This is a genomic window from Stenotrophomonas maltophilia (genome assembly GCF_047497515.2).
Lineage (GTDB): Bacteria > Pseudomonadota > Gammaproteobacteria > Xanthomonadales > Xanthomonadaceae > Stenotrophomonas.
The window spans coordinates 609,813-627,547 of the sequence record NZ_JAXAXL020000002.1; the positions used below are offsets into that span (position 1 = coordinate 609,813).

Here is a 17,735-nt window from a genome sequence, read left to right on the forward strand (position 1 = left end):
CTGATCGTGCCTGCGTGCGTCGGTCCCGATACGAAATGCCATCCAGCCCATGAGCCAGCCCGATCCCCGCCATTCCAACGACCGGCCTGACCCGTTGTCCTCCCCGCAGGACGACGTGGATATGCGTGGCTCCGCCAGCGCCGTACAGGGCGAGGACCCGCTGGATGCAGTAGCTGCGGCGTGGATGGTCCGGTGCCAGGATGGCCTGACGTCGGACCAGCAGGTCGAATTCGAGCAGTGGTTGGCCAGCAACCCGGCGCATGCCCGCGCGTTGGCACGCCTGGAAGGCACCTGGGACAGGCTGGGCCATCTGCCGGTTGGGGCCGTGGATGCGCTGAGGGCCGGCCTGCCTTCGCCAGCGGCTTCCGCCGCGGAGCCATCGCGTGCCCAGCGGCCCGCGCCACAGGTGCCGCCGCGCAGGCGGTCATGGCGTCCTGCTGTGAGCCGCGTGATTCCCCGCGCAGCCGCTGCCGCCATCGCACTCGCTGCGATGGGCACGGCGTGGATCGCCTGGAATGCGTGGCAGCGCGCGCCGATCTTCGAACAGTCATTTGCCACGGCACGTGGCGAGCAGACTCGGGTGGCGCTGCCCGATGGCAGCACGCTGTGGCTGGATACCGCGACACGCGCAGATGTCAGCCTGTACCGCACGCACCGTGAAGTGCGCCTGTCGACGGGGCAGGTGTTCTTTGCCGTGCACCCTGACCGTGAGCATCCTTTCAATGTGCTGGCCGCCAATACCCGGGTCACCGTGGTCGGAACACGCTTCTCGGTGCGACGTACCGGCAGTGCCCTCGATGGCAGCAGCCAGGTGAGCGTGGCCGTGGAGCAGGGGCATGTGCGCGTCGCCAAGGCGCAGGACACGGCAGAGCACGCTGCTGCTGTGGATCTGTTGGCGGGCCAATCGGTCATTGTCGGCGCGGGTGGCAAGCCCGGCCCCGTGGGCAGCGAGGTGGATATGTCCTGGCGCGAGGGCCGCATCAGCTTCAGTGGTACCCGCCTGGACCAGGCCCTGGCCGAGTTCGAACGCTATGGCGATACTGGCCTGGTCATCCACGATCCGGCGGTGGCGGCACTGAAGGTGCAGGGCAGTTTCAACCTGCGACGTGCCGGCGCCTTTGCCAGGGCGCTGCCACAGGTGCTGCCGGTGCGCCTGGATGCTCGCGACGGGCATACGGAAATCGTGGCGGTCAGCGCGGAGTGAGGGGCTGCAGAAAGTTCGCGGATTGACCTCAACACTTTCGCAGGTCGTGCGTCTGCACAGGTAGGAAATATTTCTACCGTGGAGCTCCCTACATGCCGCACCCGTTCCTTCGCCTTGCGCCGCTCGCGCTGGCCACCGCCATTGCCCTGCCATTGCTGGCAACCACTTCTTTGCCAGCACATGCGCTGGAAACCGATGCCGGCTCCGTGACCGTCTCGCTGCGAGCACAGTCATTGGGCAGCGCGCTGAATGAACTGGCACGGCAGGCTGAGCTGCAGCTGATGGTGCATCCCGACCTGGTGGCGGGCAAGCAGGCGCCTGCGGTTTCCGGACGGCTGACAGCGCGGCAGGCGCTGGAGAGGCTGCTGTCAGGCAGTGGCCTGGTGGCTGATATCCAGGGCACTGACGTGATCGTGCGACGTGCATCGGCGGGCCACGAAGACGACAGGACGGTGGGTACGCTACGCGAAGTGCGGGTTGAGGCCCGTCGCCTGGGAGAGACTGAAGGCACCAGCTCGTACACCAGCGATGGCTTGACGATTGGCAAGACGGCACAGGCCATGCGGGAACTGCCGCAGTCGGTCTCGGTGCTGACCAAGCAGCGCCTCGAGGATCAGAACATCACCGACCTGGGCAAGGCGGCCGAGCAGATCGTCGGCCTGACCGTGCAGGACAGTGGCCACCGCCTGACCGACATCTACTCGCGCGGCTTTGCCATCGACAGCGTGCAGATCGATGGCGGTGCGCCGATGTCGACCTCCAGCGGCAACTACACCTTCATCTCCTATGACATGACCGAGTTTGATCGCGTCGAAGTGCTGCGCGGTGCGGCAGGCCTGCTCAACGGCACCGGCAACCCGGGCGGCGCGGTAAACCTCGTGCGGAAGATGCCGACCGCCGTGCCGCAGTTCAAGTTGACCGCCAGCGCCGGCAGCTGGGACAACTACCGCACCGAGATGGATGCCTCCGGTCCACTGGCCTTCGGTGGCAAGCTGCGCGGCCGCGCGGTGGTGGCCTACGATGACCGCAGGTACTTCACCGATCTGCGATCCACCCGCAAGCCGACCTTCTATGGCGTTGTGGAAGCCGATGTCGGTTCCAATGCCGTGGTGGCACTGGGGGCGCGCTACCAGCACGTCAAGGAACAAGGAACACCGCAGGGTTTTCCGCGCTACAGCAACGGTGCCGACCTGGGATTGCCGCGGCACACCGCACTGACCGCGCCATGGGCTTACGAGGACACCACCTCGACCGAGTTCTTCGCCAAGCTCAGCTGGAGGTTGGCGCCGCGCTGGACGATGCGCCTCAACGCCACGTTCACCGAGGAAGATCGTGACGTCAACGGGGGCTACGTGTCTGGTGCGGTCAATCCGGTGACCCTGGCCGGTTCGCGCTGGGTCGGCTCCGACCAGCACAGCTGGAACCGCCAGCACATGATCGATCTCAACCTGAGTGGTGCATTCGACATGTTCGGGCGCACGCACGAACTGCTGGTGGGTGCGGACATGCAGGATATCCGGAGCCGCTGGCAGAGTTTCGTGGTCGAGCGCGCTACCGGGCAGGCCGCCAATCTGTTTGATATCGGTTCGACGCCTTACGTGCCTGGCAACCTGGCACGTGGCCAGCTGTTCCGCAGCTACGATCCGAACGACACGCGCCAGTACGGTGTCTACAGCACGCTGCGGCTGGAAGTGGCGGACAACACCAAGGTGGTCGTCGGCGCGCGCGCGAACAGATATACGTTCAACCAGGTCTACAGCACCTACCTGGACGCCAGTTGGCAGATGACCGATACCTGGCGCGTGGCCAGCGCCACCCAGTACAGCGAACCCACCCAGGTCGTGCCGTTCGGCGGCATCATCTACGACCTTTCGCCGCAATGGTCGGCCTATGCCAGCTACGCGGAAATCTTCAACCCGCAGGCCTATTACAAATCGGGGCCGGCACCGGGCAGTGGTCTCAAGCCGATGCACGGCAGCAACACCGAAGTGGGCGTGAAGGGTGAGCTGCTGGACGGTCGCCTCAACACGTCCTTTGCGCTGTACCGGGTGATCCAAAAGGACCGTGCGATCCAGGATGCCCGCTACCCGATCACGGAAACGCTGTTCGCCGGCACCTGCTGTTACGTCAACGCGGGCAGGGTGGTCAGCCAGGGCGTGGATGCGGAAGTAAACGGTGAGATCGCGCGCGGGGTGAACCTGTATGCCGGCTACACCTTCAACAGCAACCGCAACAAGACCGACAGCGCGGTGTTCAGCACGATCACGCCCAAGCACTCGCTGAAGTTCTTCGGCACCTGGCAGCTGCCTGGCGTGGCGTCGGCGTGGAAGATCGGCGGAGGGGCGACCATCAGCAGCAACCAGTACGTCAAGGGCACGGCTGCGACCTGGAGCGAGAGCGCTCGCAACTGGACAGGCCCCAGCACGGCATTCGCCTACACTCAGGCCGGTTATGCGGTATGGAATGCGATGGTGGAGTACCGGATGACTCCGCATTGGCAGGTTGCGCTCAATGCCAACAACCTGTTCGACAGAACGTACTACCGCACGGTGGGCTCATCCACCCTGGGCAACTACTACGGCGAACCGCGCAACTGGATGCTGACCCTGCGCGGCAGCTACTAAGAGGGCAGGCGCCTGCGGCTCCGTGGCCGCAGGCGCTGTGTTGCACGGCCAGGCTCAGAGCCTGACCGTCACGCCCACCTGGAAGCCACGCCCGGGCAGCGGGGCGATGTACTTCAACGGCGAGTTGTGCGGGCGCGCTTCTTCGTTGAGCAGGTTGCTGCCGTTGACGAACACTTCCATGCCGGCGATGTAACTGTTGCGCACCGGCAGTTCGCGGCTGACCTGCAGGTCGACCAGAGTGAAGGCGTCCAGCGGGATTTCCTCGCTGACGTTGCGGCCGAGGTACTTCTGCGTGCCGTAGTAGGTACTCGACAGCTGTGCCTTCCAGCCCTGGCGCTGCCACTGCAGGTTGGCGCCATAGCGGTTGGTCGGCATGTTCGGCAGGTACTCGCCATCATTGTGGGCGCGCAGCGCGTCCGGGTGGTCGGCCTTGTTCTTGACCAGGTCGGCGAAGGCCGAGACATTCAACGTGCCATAGCGGCCGAGATCCAGTGCCTGTGAGGCGTCGATCTCGAAGCCCTTCACTGTGGTGTCGGTCTGCTTCCAGTATTTCAGCGGCAGGCGATTGGCGGTCTGCAGGCCGGAGTAGCCAAGGTAGAGGTAGTTCTCGTACTTCATCCGGTACGCGGTGGCCGACAGCTCGAAACCGCCGAGGTGGAACAGGCCAGTCAGCTCCAGGTTCTTTGCACGCTCCGGCGCCAGGTTCTGGTTGCCTTCTTCCTGGGTCATCACCGAATAGTGCGCGTTGCTGGCATACAGCTCGTTGATCTCCGGTGCGCGCTGCGAGGACGAGTAGCGCGCCTTGGCGGCAAACAAGGGGCCCAGCTCCACATACGAGCCGAGGCTGTAGCTGTTGAGCCGGTAGTCGCGGTCCTGCAGTTTCGTGTTGGCAGCGTTGCGCGCGGTCTTGAAGCGGCTGGGCTGCAGCGTGTGCTCGACACGCTCATGGCGGACGCCGGCGTCGAAGGTGGCCCAGCCGAAGTCCAGCGTCTCTTTCAGGAACACCGCATTGCTGCGGGTATCGACATCAGGCAGGTAGCGCAGCGAGCCGCTGCCGGTGACATCACGCGACTGGCGGCTGAAGCCGAGCATGCCGCTGAGCGGTCCGACGCGCTGGTGGCTGAGCAGCAGCTCGGCCTGGGTGCTTTCGAAGTCGTAGTCGTTGGCCTTGGACGCGCCGAGTCGTTCGCCCGAGGTGTTGTCCAGTTTGGAGACACGCAGTTCGGCACGCTCAAGGTAGGGCAGCGGATCGCGCAGCAGCGCTTCCAGCGCATAGCGCTGCTGTTTGATCACCACGCCCACCGGCAGGCCATCGGCGTAGTTCGAACCGAATGACAGGTTCTGCATCGAGAAGCCGGGCACGCCGTATTCGCTGTCCTTGGCGTCGATGCTGACACCGACGTAGCCGCGGTCGAAGAACAGGGTCGAGCCGGCCGCCACCTGCGAATTGCGCGAGTAGCTGTTGCCCAGCCGGTGGTGATAGTCGGGGGTCACATCGTTGTTGATCTGCTTCTGCACGTACGACGGGGTGCCGGGGACATAGGCCGGGTTGACCGGATTGATGTAGGTGCGGCGCTGCCAGACCGAAGTCGGGTTGTTGGTGAAGAAGGAGAAATCACCGTCAGCCCAGTCCGGGTTCTCGGTCATGAACTGGTCGATATAGGGCTGCGAGGCCTTGTTGTAGATCTGCTGGACGCGCGCCTCCTTCTGGCAGCTGTCGGCCAGCGCCGAGTTGACGCCGCCGGTGGCGGGGAATAGTGCGGTGTTGCAGACGCTGGCCTTGCTGTTGCCGGGGATGTCGTAGTGGGAGATGCGCTGGCGCGAGACCTGCAGGTTGGTGGAAATGTTGCGCTGGTTGTTGAAGTTCATGCGGAAGCCCTGCGCGTCGGCGGCATTGAAGCCCTTGCGCAGGACCAGTTCCATCGACTGGTCCTTGTCTTCCATCGTGCGCGAGATCAGGCCCGAATCGATCTCCACGCTGCCGCCGATCGCGTTGCCGCCGTAGCGCACGGTGTCGGAGGACTTGTTGACGGTAACGCTGCGCACGAACAGCGGATCGAACGGAATGCTGATGTCGCCGCTGATCGCGTTCATGCCGAGGATGGACTGCCCATCCTGCAGGATCTGCACCCGGTTGCCGCTGAGGCTGCGGATGACCGGAGCGCCCGCATTCGGCCCGAAGGCGCTGCTCTGCACGCCGGAGACGTGCTCAATCAGGTTGCCGAGGGTACGGTTCTGCGCCCGTGGAATGTCGACGGTGACCCGGCTGTCGATGCGCGAAGGCTTGGAGGCCTCGACCTGCAGCGTGGGAAGGGTGGGTTCGTCCGCCGCATGGGCATTGTGGACGGCGAACAGGATGGCGGCAGCAAGCAGATGGCGACGCATGGCACGTTCCGTAAAGATAATGTGAAATGTTATAACGTAACTATTTGTATCGGCAAGGGACGAATGGGCCTTGCCAGTCGGACTGGAGATGAGAGTGGTTCTCATATGAGAATGGCCGGCATTCCCCTGCAGGCGACGCCATGCACGCCCTCACCCTTGCCGACCTGGACTATCTCGGCCGCCGCAGCGGCTTCTGCTATCGACTGCCGGAGCCGCTTGCCGTTGCTGGCGAACCCTGCGTGGTCGAGGGTAGGGTGGAGCAGCGCTGCCTGCGCCCGGGCATGACGCTGGCCCTGTCGGACGTGGTTGCACACCAGACCTTCGAGGCGATCTCGGAAGTGCCCCCCGCGTTCTCGGCCATCGTGATGCTGGAAGGCTGCGCCGGTGCGTGCCTGTCAGGGCAGGCGCAGATCGGAATGCGCCCGGGCGCGGGGGCTAGGATACTGGCCGATGCCGCGCCAATGACCGCGATCCACCCCGCCGGGCAGCGCATGCGCAGCCTGAATGTCTCGCTGGACGCATCGGCGCCGCTGGATGACCCGGTGATCAACGAACTGCTGTCCGCGCACCGCTCCGATGGCCGGCCGTTGCATAGCTGGCAGGTACCCGCACATCTCGGGCACGCCGCCGACCAGCTGCTGTCGGGTGTCTGGGACGGCGCGATGCATGCGCTGCTGTGCGAGGGCGTCGGCTTGCAGATACTGGCACTGTCCCTGGGGGCGCCCGCATGCGATGCCGTGTTGGAGCTGCGTGTGTCGGCGCGCGATCGCCGCATGCTGCAGCGGGTGATCGATTGCCTGCAGGCAGCGCCGGCCGCCGATCACAGCCTGGACGATCTGGCGCGCGTGGCCTGCATGAGCCCCAGCAGCCTGCGCCTGAAGTTCCTGCAGGTGTATCGATGCTCGGTGTTTGCCTGGCTGCGCGAGCATCGATTGCAGCGGGCCTGCGAGCAGCTCCGGCAGGGCTGCAGCGTGCAGCAGGCCGCGCATTTCGTCGGCTACCGGCATGCCACCAATTTTGCCACCGCGTTCCGTGCGCGCTATGGCATCGCACCGAGCCGGTTCCGCTGACTTCGGATCATTGCCGGCAGCGCGCAAACACCTGCTGCGTCCGCGCATACCTGCACTCACGTTCAAATGACAATAATTCTCATCCAGCCTTTCCTTCCCGCTGGACCTTCCATGCCTGCCTGTTTCCGCCCGTGTGCCCTGGCAACCGCCATCGGCACCACCCTGGCGCTGTTCAATGCTGTCCATGCTGCCGAACGCGCACCTGCCGCCAAGGCCTCGCACCTGCCCACCGTGCAGGTCACCGCCGATCTCGACGGCAGCACCGAATCGTCGCGCTCCTACACCACCGATTCCATGGGCACGGCGACCGGTCTGTCACTGACCTCGCGGCAGACACCGCAGTCGGTCAGCGTCGTCACCCACCAGCAGATCGAGGACCGCGCGCTGCTGAGTACGGCCGATGCGCTGGCCACCGCGCCAGGCATCTCGGTCACGCGCAGCGATGCCAACCGCTACTCGTTCTCGGCGCGGGGTTTCGAGATCGACAACTACCAGTTCGATGGCGTGGTGATGCCGGTGCTGTCGCCGTGGAATTTCGGCGAGAACAACCTGGACATGGTGGTGTATGACCGCATCGAGATCGTGCGCGGTGCCAACGGCCTGATGACCGGTGCCGGCAATCCCTCGGCGGCGGTGAATTACGTGCGCAAGCGCCCGCTGCGCGAGTTCGCCGCCAGTGCTGGGCTTAGCCTCGGCCGCTGGAACGCACGGCGCGCGTGGGCGGATGTGTCCGGCCCGTTGAGCAGGGAAGGACGCGTACGCGGTCGCCTGGTGGCGGCGAAAGCAGAGGGCGACAGCTACACCGCCGGCCTGGACAGCACCGCAAAGACACTTTACGGCGTGGTCAGCGTGGATCTGGGCGAGGACACCGGGCTGATCGCCGGCATCTCCTACCAGGGCAATGATAACCGCGGCTTTGGCAGTGGCTTCGCGCTGTTCAACGCCGATGGCACGCGCACCGCCTTCGATCGCTCGGTATCGGCCACGGCCCCGTGGGCACGGATGAGCACCGACACCCGCAACGGCTTCTTCGATTTCAACCACCGCTTCGGTAGCGAGTGGCAGGCGCGGGTGTCCTACAGCCGTTCGCATACCGACATGGAGATGAAGCATCTCTATCGCGGCGGCTATCCCGATCCGGTCACCGGTGCCATGCCCAATGGCAACAGCTTCACCCGCTACGATGGACCGGTGCGGCGAGAGGCACTCAGTGCCAGCCTGTCGGGTCCGTTCCAGCTGTTCGGTCGCCAGCACACGGCGTCGATCGGCTGGTCGCGGTCGCGCGACGAGATCGTGCTGGGCCAGTACCGCGCACTGGCGCCGCTGCCGCCGTTGGCTGGCTATTTCGATTGGCATGGGTCGGGCACGCCGGAGCCGGTGTGGGCCAGCAGCAAGACCCAGGCCGATGATCTGGACAACCATCAGAGCGGCGCCTACGCGGTGGCGCGGCTGTCGCTGGCCGACCCGCTGCATGCGATCGTCGGTGCTCGCCTGAGCAATTGGGAGACGGACCAGGTCTACTTCGGCAGCAAGCGCAAGTACCGCTATCGCAACGAGTTCGTGCCGTATGCCGGCTTGGTCTGGGACCTCAACGGGTACAGCAGCGTCTACGCCAGCTACACCGGCATCTTCAAGCCGCAGAACAATCGCGATGCATCCGGGCAGATCCTCGACCCGGTCAGCGGCCGCAGCTATGAGCTGGGCCTCAAGGGCAGCTGGCTGCAGGAGCGCTTGAATGCTTCAGCCGCTCTGTTCCGTACCCGGCAGGACAATCTGGCCGAAGCGACCGGCGGGCTGATCGAGGGCAGTACGCAGGCCGCGTACCGCGCAGTGAAGGGGGCAACGGTGGATGGACTGGAACTTGAACTGGCCGGTGAGCCATTGCCGGGCTGGAGCCTGGGCACCAGCTTCACCACGTTCATCGCGCAGGACGCACAGGGCAGGGCCATCAATACCGCCAAGCCACGCAGCCTGTTCAAGCTGTTCACTACCTGGCGCCTGCCCGGTACCTGGGACCGGCTGACCCTTGGCGGTGGCGTGGACTGGCAGAACCGCATGTACCAGACCGCCACGGCACCCGGAAACCGCCGGGTGCCGGTAGAGCAGCCCGGCTATGCGCTGGTCAACCTGATGGCGCGCTACCAGTTCAGTTCCAACCTGTCTGCGGCGATCAACATCAACAACCTGTTCGACCGCCACTACTATTCGCAGATCGGCTTCTACAACCAGGGCTGGTACGGCGCGCCGCGAAACGTGATGTTCACCGTGAAGGTCGGCTATTAAGGCGCGACGTTGCCTTGTGTTCAGCGCTTCGGCTTGTACCCGGCACGGGTGAGGGGCACGATCCGGGGCACTGCGCCCCACAACGTCCCACGCAGAGCCTTCTTCACTCGAACGGAGCATCGTATGAAGCTGTTGTCCGCTGTGTTGTTGTCCGCGCTGTCACTGCCGGCCGCGTCGGCGCTGGCGATGGAGGCCTCACCGTCACCGCTGCTGGGACGCTGGTCGCTGGACATCGCGACCTCGGCGCTGCCCGAAGCGCAGCGCCCGAAGCAGGTGGTACTGGAGTTCAAGGACGCCGGCAGCGGTCGCTGGAGTTCGCACGTGGATATCGTCCTGCATGACGGCAAGACCATGAAGTCCGATGGCACGCTGGCCCTGGATGGCACGCCGGGTGCCTTGTCCGGCACCTATGGAGCGGACAAGGCCAACCTGAAGCTGCCGGCGCCGAACACGCTGGTGATGCAGCTGGTGGACCACGGCACGCCCGCCTCGACCCGCATCTATACCGTAGCCGATGACCGCGCGACGATGACCGAGACCAAGGCGTTCTACGGCCATGACGGTACGCCGATCCTGCAGACCAACCTGTTCAAGCGGCTGCCCTAGCGGCACCGCGTGCGCCGCGCCCGCGGGGAAGATCCGCTGGCGTGGCGCCTGCCGCCTTACACCGCAGCCGGATCGGGCTTGCCGGTGTCGATGCCGTATCGGTCGATGGCCTCCTGCACCCGTGAGCGCTCGATGCGGCCCTCATCGGCCAGTGACTTCAAGGCTGCCAGCACGATGAAGTAGCGATCCACTTCGAAGAAGGTGCGCAGCGATTCACGCGTATCGGAACGACCGAAGCCATCGGTGCCCAGCGCGGTGAAGCGACGGTCATTGATGAAGGGACGGATCTGGTCGCCGACGATCTTCATGTAGTCGGTGGCCACCACCAGCGGCCCTTCGTGGCCTTGCAGGCACTGCTGCACGTACGGCACACGGGGTTCCGCGGCCGGATGCAGCAGGTTCCAGCGTTCGGCAGCCAGGCCATCGCGGCGCAGTTCGGTCAGGCTGGTCGCGCTCCAGACGTCGCTGGCGATGCCGAAGTCCTGTTGCAGCAACTCGGCCGCGGCTTCCACTTCGCGCAGGATCGAACCACTGCCCATCAGCTGCACGCATGGCTGCGAGGTACGTCCTTCGGCGGGCGCGGGGTGCAGCAGGTACAGCCCCTTCAGGATGCCGGCCTCGGTGCCCTCTGGCAGCGCCGGCTGCGGGTAGTTCTCGTTGAGTACGGTGATGTAGTAGTAGATGTCTTCCTGGTTGACGTACATGCGGCGCAGGCCGTCGTGGATGATCACCGCCAGTTCGTAGTTGAAGGTCGGGTCGTACGACACGCAGCTCGGGATCACCGACGACAACACATGGCTGTGGCCGTCATCGTGCTGCAGGCCTTCGCCCATCAGCGTGGTGCGGCCGGAGGTGGCGCCCAGCAGAAAGCCACGGGTGCGCGCATCGGCCGCGGCCCATGCCAGGTCGCCGACGCGCTGCAGGCCGAACATCGAATAGAAGATATAGAACGGAATCGTGGCCAGCCCGTGGTTGCTGTAGGCGGTGCCGGCGGCGATCCACGAACAGATTGCACCGGATTCGTTGATGCCTTCCTGCAGGATCTGCCCGTCCTTGGCTTCCTTGTAGTAGCTCAACTGGCCGGCGTCCTGCGGGGTATACAGCTGGCCCAGGTACGAATGGATGCCGATCTGGCGGAACAGGCCCTCCATGCCGAAGGTGCGCGATTCATCGGGCACGATCGGAATCACCAGCCTGCCCAGTTCCGGGTCCTTCAACAGGCAGGTGAGGATGCGCACGAAGCCCATGGTGGTGGACTGGCCACGATCGCCGCTGCCCTGCAGCTGGCTGTTGAATATCGACAATGGCGGCAGCGGCAGCGGATCGACCCTGGCCAGGCGCGCCGGCAGCTGCCCGCCCTGGATGCGGCGGCGCTCGGCGAAGTAGATCGCTTCGGCGCTGCCCGGTTCCGGTCGCAGGTAGGGCATCTCCTCCAGTTGTTCGTCGCTGACCGTCAGGTTGAAGCGGTCGCGGAACGCACGCACCGCATCGGCGCTCATCTTCTTCAGCTGGTGGTTGATGTTCTGGCCTTCGCCGGCGTCGCCCATGCCGAAGCCCTTGACCGTCTTGGCCAGGATCACCGTCGGCCGGCCATGGGTATTCACCGCCTGCTGGTAGGCGGCGAAGACCTTCTGCGGATCATGTCCGCCGCGTGCGAGCGCCCAGATGTCGTCGTCGCTCATGTGCGAGACCAGCTCCAGCAGCTCGGGGTAGCGGCCGAAGAAGTGCTCGCGCACATACGCGCCGCTCTGCGACTTGAAGGTCTGGTAGTCGCCGTCCACGCATTCCATCATGCGCTGGCGCAGCAGGCCGCTGTGGTCGCGGGCCAGCAGATCGTCCCAGCCACTGCCCCAGATCAGCTTGATCACGTTCCAGCCGGCCGCCCGGAACGTACCTTCCAGTTCCTGGATGACCTTTGCGTTGCCGCGCACCGGACCGTCCAGGCGCTGCAGGTTGCAGTTGACCACGAACACGAGGTTGTCCAGCCGCTCGCGGCCGGCCAGCGAGATCGCCGCCAGCGATTCGGGCTGGTCCATCTCGCCGTCACCGAGGAAGGCCCACACCTTGCGACCCTGGTGTTCCTTCAGGCCGCGGTACTCGAGGTAGCGCATGTAGCGCGCTTGGTAGGCGGCGGTGAGCGGGCCGAGCCCCATCGACACGGTGGGGAACTGCCAGAACTCCGGCATCAGGCGCGGGTGCGGGTAGGAAGACAGTCCTTCGCGCCCGGCTTCGCGGCGGAAGTTGTCCATCCGCTGCGGATCGATTCGGCCTTCCACATAGGCACGGCCATAGATGCCCGGCGCGGAATGGCCCTGGATGTAGATCATGTCGCCGTCGAAGGTGTCGGTACGGCCACGGAAGAAGTGATCGAAGCCCACGTCGTACAGCACGGCGGCCGACTGGTAGGTGGCGATGTGGCCACCGACGTTGGAATGCCTGCCAGCACGCAGCACCATCACCATCGCGTTCCAGCGGATCATCGCGTTCAAGCGGCGCTCGATGGCCAGGTCGCCCGGATAGGTAGGTTCGCGCTCGGGTGGAATGGTGTTGACGTAGGCAGTCCAGGCGCGGGTGTGCAGGTCGCCGTGGCGCTGGGCGTCCAGCTCGCTCAGCTGGTCGATCAGGTAATGCGCGCGTGGCCGGCCACCGGCCTGCATCACCGCCTCCAGCGATTCACGCCACTCCCGCGTTTCCAGCGGGTCGGTATCGAAGGGGATGAGGGCTTGGTTCATGGCGGTCTCCAGAGGGCGCCGGCCGGCCGCCTGCCGGGGCGACAACACCGGCAGGACGCACAGCACTGGAGCGGGGTTGCCACGGCGGGGCCGGGACGCGGGAGGTGGCCTGGCTGGCCACCGAGGAGACAAGCGTAGGTGCGTGCCTGGATCGCGAGTAGATGGGCGCGGCTTGGGACTGCGCCAATCCAGTGTTGCCTCGCTTTTGTAGAGTCGAGCGTTGCTCGACTGCTTGTTCCGGCCAATGATCGAAGAGCAGTCGAGCAAGGCTCGACTCTACAAGGGCGTGATTGCTCAATCGTGTTCGAAGCGTAGTGGTTCGCTGGCCATCGCCGGGTCGCTGGTGCCGGGGCGTCCATCCTCGGCGCGCCCGGCCAGGCGCAGGCTGCTCTCGCCCGCGCTGACCAGCAGGTCATACCAGCCAGCGGTGGGCGTCGCGTCCCATGCCAGCGAAGTTTCCGCACGCGCCGGCAGCGCCAGCGTCTGCTCGGGCATGTGCCCGGTATAGGCACCGGCGTGCACCCGAACCTGCTGCGCGCCATCGCCGAGATTGCGCAGCTGCAACCTTAGCTGGCCATCCGCGCGCTCGACCGTCGCCTGCAAGGCCGGCGCCTTTGCCGCGCCCTGGAAATGCCGGTGGAAACCATTCGGGCCGAGCAGCCACAGGTCGTAGCGCCCCTGGGCATCCAATGGCCAGCGCGCCTGCAGCGGCAGCCCCGGCACCAGCGTGTAGCGGCGCGGAATGGCACCCAGCCGCAGGCGGTCGTAGACATGCAGTACCGCCGCCGCACCTTCGCAGGACAGCACCAGATCCACGCCCGATGCATCCAGGCGGGCGATCGACGCCTGCGGCCGATAGGGCAGGGCCCGCGCCGGGCGCACGCCGCTTTCCTGTTTCGCCGGCTTCAGTCCCTCCGGCAACGCCGGCACGGTGCGTCCTGGCAACGCCGCCGCGCGTGCTGCCACCGCGCTGACATCGGGCAGGCCGCGCACGAACGGGCGGGTATCGCGCTGGGCGAAGTCGAAGGCGCCCGTCAGGTCGCCGCAGACCGCACGGCGCCACGGCGAGATGTCCGGCGCGGCCACGCCGAAGCGGCGCTCGATCAGGCGGATGACCGAAGTGTGGTCGTACACCTGTGAGTCGACCCAGCCGCCGCGGCTCCACGGCGAAATCACGTACAGCGGCACGCGCGGGCCGAGCCCATACGGGCGGCCGCGCAGCTCGGCGGCATCGTACTTTTCATCGCCCGGTGCCGGATGACGGTGATACTCGCCGTCGGTACTGACCGACGAGGCGCCGGCCCAGCCGCCGTCCACGGGCGAAGGCGGTGCCGGTGGCGGCATGTGGTCGAAGAAGCCGTCGTTCTCGTCGAACATCAGCAGCAGTGCCGTACGACTCCAGACCTCCGGATCGGCAGTCAGCGCGTCCAGCACGCGCGCGGTATAGGCCGCGCCCTGGGCGGGACTGGACGGGCCGGGATGCTCGCTGCCGGCGGCGTCGGCGATGATGAAACTGACCTGCGGCAAGCGCCCGTCCAGTACATCCTGGCGCAGCTGCGCCAGCCCACGCGTGCTTACGCCGCGCGCGCGCAGCTGTGGGTCATGCCCGGGTGCAGCGCTGTAGGCACGGCGGAACGCCTCGAAGCCGGCCAGCGGGTTGTCGGTGAAGTTGTCGGCCATGTCCTGGTAGATCTGCCAGGACACGCCTGCCTGCTGCAGGCGTTCGACATAGCTGGTCCAGCGGTACGACGCCGGGTGCCCGCCGTACTCGGGGAAATTGTCGTGCGAGTTGGCGATCACCGGGCCACCGGCGCGCGCGGCAGCATCGTTGTGGCCGGTCCACAGGAACACCCGGTTCGGGTTGGTGCCGGCCTGCATCGCGCAGTGGTAGGCGTCGCAGATCGTGAAGGCATCGGCCAGCGCGAACTGGAACGGCAGGTCGCTGCGCTGGAAGTAGCCCATCGAATGATTCTGCTTGGCCTTCGGCCATTGCCCCATGCGGCCGTGGTCCCATGCGCGCTGGGCATCGGGCCAGGTGTGTGGCGTGCCTTCCACGCGCATGTAGCCGAAGTGCGCGGCGGTATCCAGCGGGAACGGCGCAATCGCGCGCGTGCCGCCGGCGTCGGGTTGCAGCCACAGGCTGCGGGTGCGGCCACCGACGTCCAGAGCAGCGGCCGGCGCAACGAAGCGATCGCCGAAGCCACGCACGCCCGGCAGGGTGCCGAAATAATGGTCGAACGAGCGGTTTTCCTGCATCAACACCACGATGTGCTGCAGGTCTTCGAGGCTGCGCGTCTGCGCGGCAGGGGCAATCGCTGCGGCCCGGGCGATGCTGGGCAGCAGCGGGGAAAGGCCGGCGGCAACGCCGGCCTGCAACAACCGGCGTCGGCCGATATCGGTCACGGGCTCACTCACAGGTCCACACGGAAGGAGATGCCGACGGTGCGCGGGGCGCCGATGAAGGCGTTGTCGCGGCCATCCACCCCCGCAAGATACCGCTTGTCGGTCAGATTGCTCACCACCAGGTTGGCGCCCATGCCCTTCAGGCGCGGGGACAGGCCCTGCAGGTCGAAGCCGATGTTGGCATTGAACACGGTGGCCGAGGGCAGCTTGTTGACGTTGGCGGCGTCCAGGTAGCGGGTGCCCAGGTAGCGGCCGGACAGGCCGAAGTTCCAGTTCGCACCCTGCCAGTCAGCCGACAGCACCAAGGTGTTCTCCGGCTGGCCGATCACCTTGGCGCCGTCGACGATGCCCAGCTGGGTGTCGCGTGCGGCGTTGCCGCTGCCGAGGTACTTGGAGCGGTTGTAGGTGTAGGCCGCATTGATCCGCCAGCCGTTGTCCCAGCCATAGCCGAAGGCGGCTTCCAGGCCGTTGCTTTCCACGCCACCGAAGTTCTCGTAGACGCCGTCGGTCTCGCCCAGGTAATCGATGCCGCTGACGAAGCCCGCCGGCAGATAGACGATGCGGTTGTCGAACTTGATGTTGTACAGGGTGACCGAGGCGGTCAGCGGCCAGCGGCTGATGCGCATGCCCACTTCGATGTTGTCGGCGGTTTCCGGCTCGACGTTGCGGAAGCGCTGCGGGTCGGTTTCACCAAGCACGCCGGACGGAATCGCGGCGAAGTTCTGCGAGAAGCCGGCGAACAGCTCCATGCCCTCCACGCCCGGCGCCCAGGTAAAGCCGGTCGACAGCAGCGGATCGGACTTGGAATCGGAGGTGACGTGCTCGCTGGCACCGATCACCCGGCGGCGTGACTGGTCGACGAAGAACTGCTTCACGCCCAGGCGCGCGCTGAACGGGCCGAAGCGCGCGACGTCCTCGACGTAGTACATCTGCTCGTCAACCTTGTACTTGTCCTCGAACTGCACCCAGTACGGCTGGTGATCGAAGGCGATGCTCTGACCGACATTGAGCAGGCGATGCCAGTCGCGGCGCGCCGAGCGGTCCAGCTTCTCCACCCACAGGCCGCCACGGATCGTGTTGTCGACCGCGCCGAAGCTCTGCCGCCATTCAACGTCGGCGGTCACGCCCATGCGATCGTTGTCGTAGTGGGTGTGGCGGTAGGACTGCGCGCCCAGTACGTTGCCGGCGTAGCAGGTCGGGTCGTACTCGGCGCTGAAGCCCAGCCGCGGGGTGCAGCTGGCCAGGCGCTGCGCGGCGCTGCCATCGGGATTGACGAAGAAGATCTGGCCGCGGTTGCTGCCGCCGTAGACCGTCTTGCCGCCGATGTACTCCGACGCCGGGCGACCGGCGCCGTCATCGCTGACCTGCGCCAGGTACGGCGGCAGCCAGTCGCCGCGGCCCTGCATGCGATGCCCGTAGGCCGCCACCGAAGCCTTGAAGCCGTTGCCGCCGTCGAAGGCGGCGCGCAGGTAGCCAAAGGTGTTTTCGCGCAGCGCACGCGAGCCGGAACGGTAGTTCTGGTCCAGGTACGGAATGCCGGTGAGCGTGCCCACCAGATTGTCACGGTCGGGGTTGGTGGCGAAGCCGGCGGGCGAGACACTGGTGTACTCGGGTTCGTCGGCATCGTTGTAGGACAGGTAGCCGGTCAGCGTCCAGCGGTCCAGCTCGGTGATGAACTTGCCGGCGATATGGTCGTTGCTGGCGTGGCCGGTGCCATCGATCCAATCGTGCACCTTGGACGAGGACGCGCTGACCCAGGCGCGCGTATGGCCGCCGAGCAGGCCGGTGTCATAGCGCACGTAGTACTTGCGTGCGTCGTTGTCACCGGCGCCGATCACGAAGCGCAGGCGGCTGTCCTGCAGCGGGTCGCTGGTGAGGAAGTTCAGCGTACCGCCCAGCGCTTCATTCGAGCGCGACGAAATGTCGGCGGTGCCCTGGCTGACTTCCACCGTTTCCAGGTCGAGGGTGTCGATGTAGCGGTTGGCCAGCGAACCGCCGCCGTAGCCAGAGCCGCCATTGGGCAGGCCGTCGATGGTGGTGCCGATCTGCTGGGTATCACGGTTGGTGACGAAGCCACGCATGCTGATCTGCGTACCCCACACCGACGAGCCGGTGGCGTCGGCTTCGCTGACCACCACGCCCGGCACTTCATTGAGCGCGTCGTTGACACTGCTCATCACCGTCTGCCGGTTCAGCGTTTCCGCGCGTACCGCGGTCTTGGCGTAGCTGGTGGCCTGGCCGATCACCTGCACCTGGTCCAGGGTACGGGCGTCGCTGTTGCGCGCTTCGGCCGTCTCGCCCTGCGGTGCTTCAGCCAGGGCGTCCAGTGCGGGGGCGATCAGCAGGGCAAGCAGCGAAATACGGGGAAAGCGTGCAATCGTTCGCATCGAAACCGGACCTGCAAGGGGGGGGAAGCCCCGGAGTGTCG

At 65.9% G+C, this 17,735-nt stretch carries 9 protein-coding genes; 5 read left to right on the top strand and 4 right to left on the bottom strand.

All coding sequences use genetic code 11. The annotated features are described in order from the left end of the window. Window positions 1-49 precede the first annotated feature (49 nt). Together ACMZPQ_RS06710 and ACMZPQ_RS06715 are read left to right on the top strand one after the other, a co-directional pair. Window positions 50-1,204, top strand: a complete 1,155-nt coding sequence (locus ACMZPQ_RS06710) for a FecR domain-containing protein (RefSeq protein ID WP_197580272.1) — start codon at window positions 50-52, stop codon at window positions 1,202-1,204. Between the two features lie 92 nt (window positions 1,205-1,296). Beyond that, window positions 1,297-3,828 carry a TonB-dependent siderophore receptor gene (locus tag ACMZPQ_RS06715; protein ID WP_197580271.1) on the top strand — a complete coding sequence of 844 codons (2,532 nt, stop codon included), beginning with the start codon at window positions 1,297-1,299 and terminating at the stop codon, window positions 3,826-3,828. Window positions 3,829-3,882: 54 nt separating this feature from the next. On the opposite strand, the gene ACMZPQ_RS06720 is transcribed toward ACMZPQ_RS06715, so the two are convergent. Continuing rightward, entirely contained in the window at window positions 3,883-6,213 is a 2,331-nt protein-coding gene (locus ACMZPQ_RS06720) for a TonB-dependent receptor domain-containing protein (protein ID WP_197580270.1), read from the bottom strand. Between the two features lie 140 nt (window positions 6,214-6,353). Here ACMZPQ_RS06720 and ACMZPQ_RS06725 point away from each other — a divergent pair, with 140 nt between their 5' ends. From ACMZPQ_RS06725 to ACMZPQ_RS06735, 3 genes are all read left to right on the top strand, one after another. Then, the gene (locus tag ACMZPQ_RS06725) at window positions 6,354-7,283 is read left to right on the top strand and encodes a helix-turn-helix transcriptional regulator (RefSeq protein ID WP_197580269.1); all 930 of its coding nucleotides are present in this window, start codon (window positions 6,354-6,356) and stop codon (window positions 7,281-7,283) included. Window positions 7,284-7,394: 111 nt separating this feature from the next. Next, window positions 7,395-9,566, top strand: coding sequence for a TonB-dependent alcaligin siderophore receptor FauA (gene fauA / locus ACMZPQ_RS06730; RefSeq protein ID WP_197580268.1), 2,172 nt, complete (start codon window positions 7,395-7,397; stop codon window positions 9,564-9,566). Between the two features lie 123 nt (window positions 9,567-9,689). Continuing rightward, window positions 9,690-10,172 carry a hypothetical protein gene (locus ACMZPQ_RS06735; RefSeq protein WP_008267606.1) on the top strand — a complete coding sequence of 161 codons (483 nt, stop codon included), beginning with the start codon at window positions 9,690-9,692 and terminating at the stop codon, window positions 10,170-10,172. Between the two features lie 56 nt (window positions 10,173-10,228). Here ACMZPQ_RS06735 and aceE read toward each other — a convergent pair whose 3' ends face one another. From aceE to ACMZPQ_RS06750, 3 genes are all read right to left on the bottom strand, one after another. Beyond that, window positions 10,229-12,904, bottom strand: a complete 2,676-nt coding sequence (aceE, locus tag ACMZPQ_RS06740; RefSeq protein ID WP_197580267.1) for a pyruvate dehydrogenase (acetyl-transferring), homodimeric type — start codon at window positions 12,902-12,904, stop codon at window positions 10,229-10,231. Window positions 12,905-13,198: 294 nt separating this feature from the next. Next, entirely contained in the window at window positions 13,199-15,307 is a 2,109-nt protein-coding gene (locus ACMZPQ_RS06745; RefSeq protein WP_197580266.1) for a phosphocholine-specific phospholipase C, read from the bottom strand. An 8-nt stretch (window positions 15,308-15,315) separates the two neighbouring features. Beyond that, complete coding sequence (locus ACMZPQ_RS06750) at window positions 15,316-17,694, bottom strand: TonB-dependent receptor domain-containing protein (protein WP_197580265.1); 2,379 nt, start codon at window positions 17,692-17,694, stop codon at window positions 15,316-15,318. Between the last annotated feature and the right edge of the window lie 41 nt (window positions 17,695-17,735).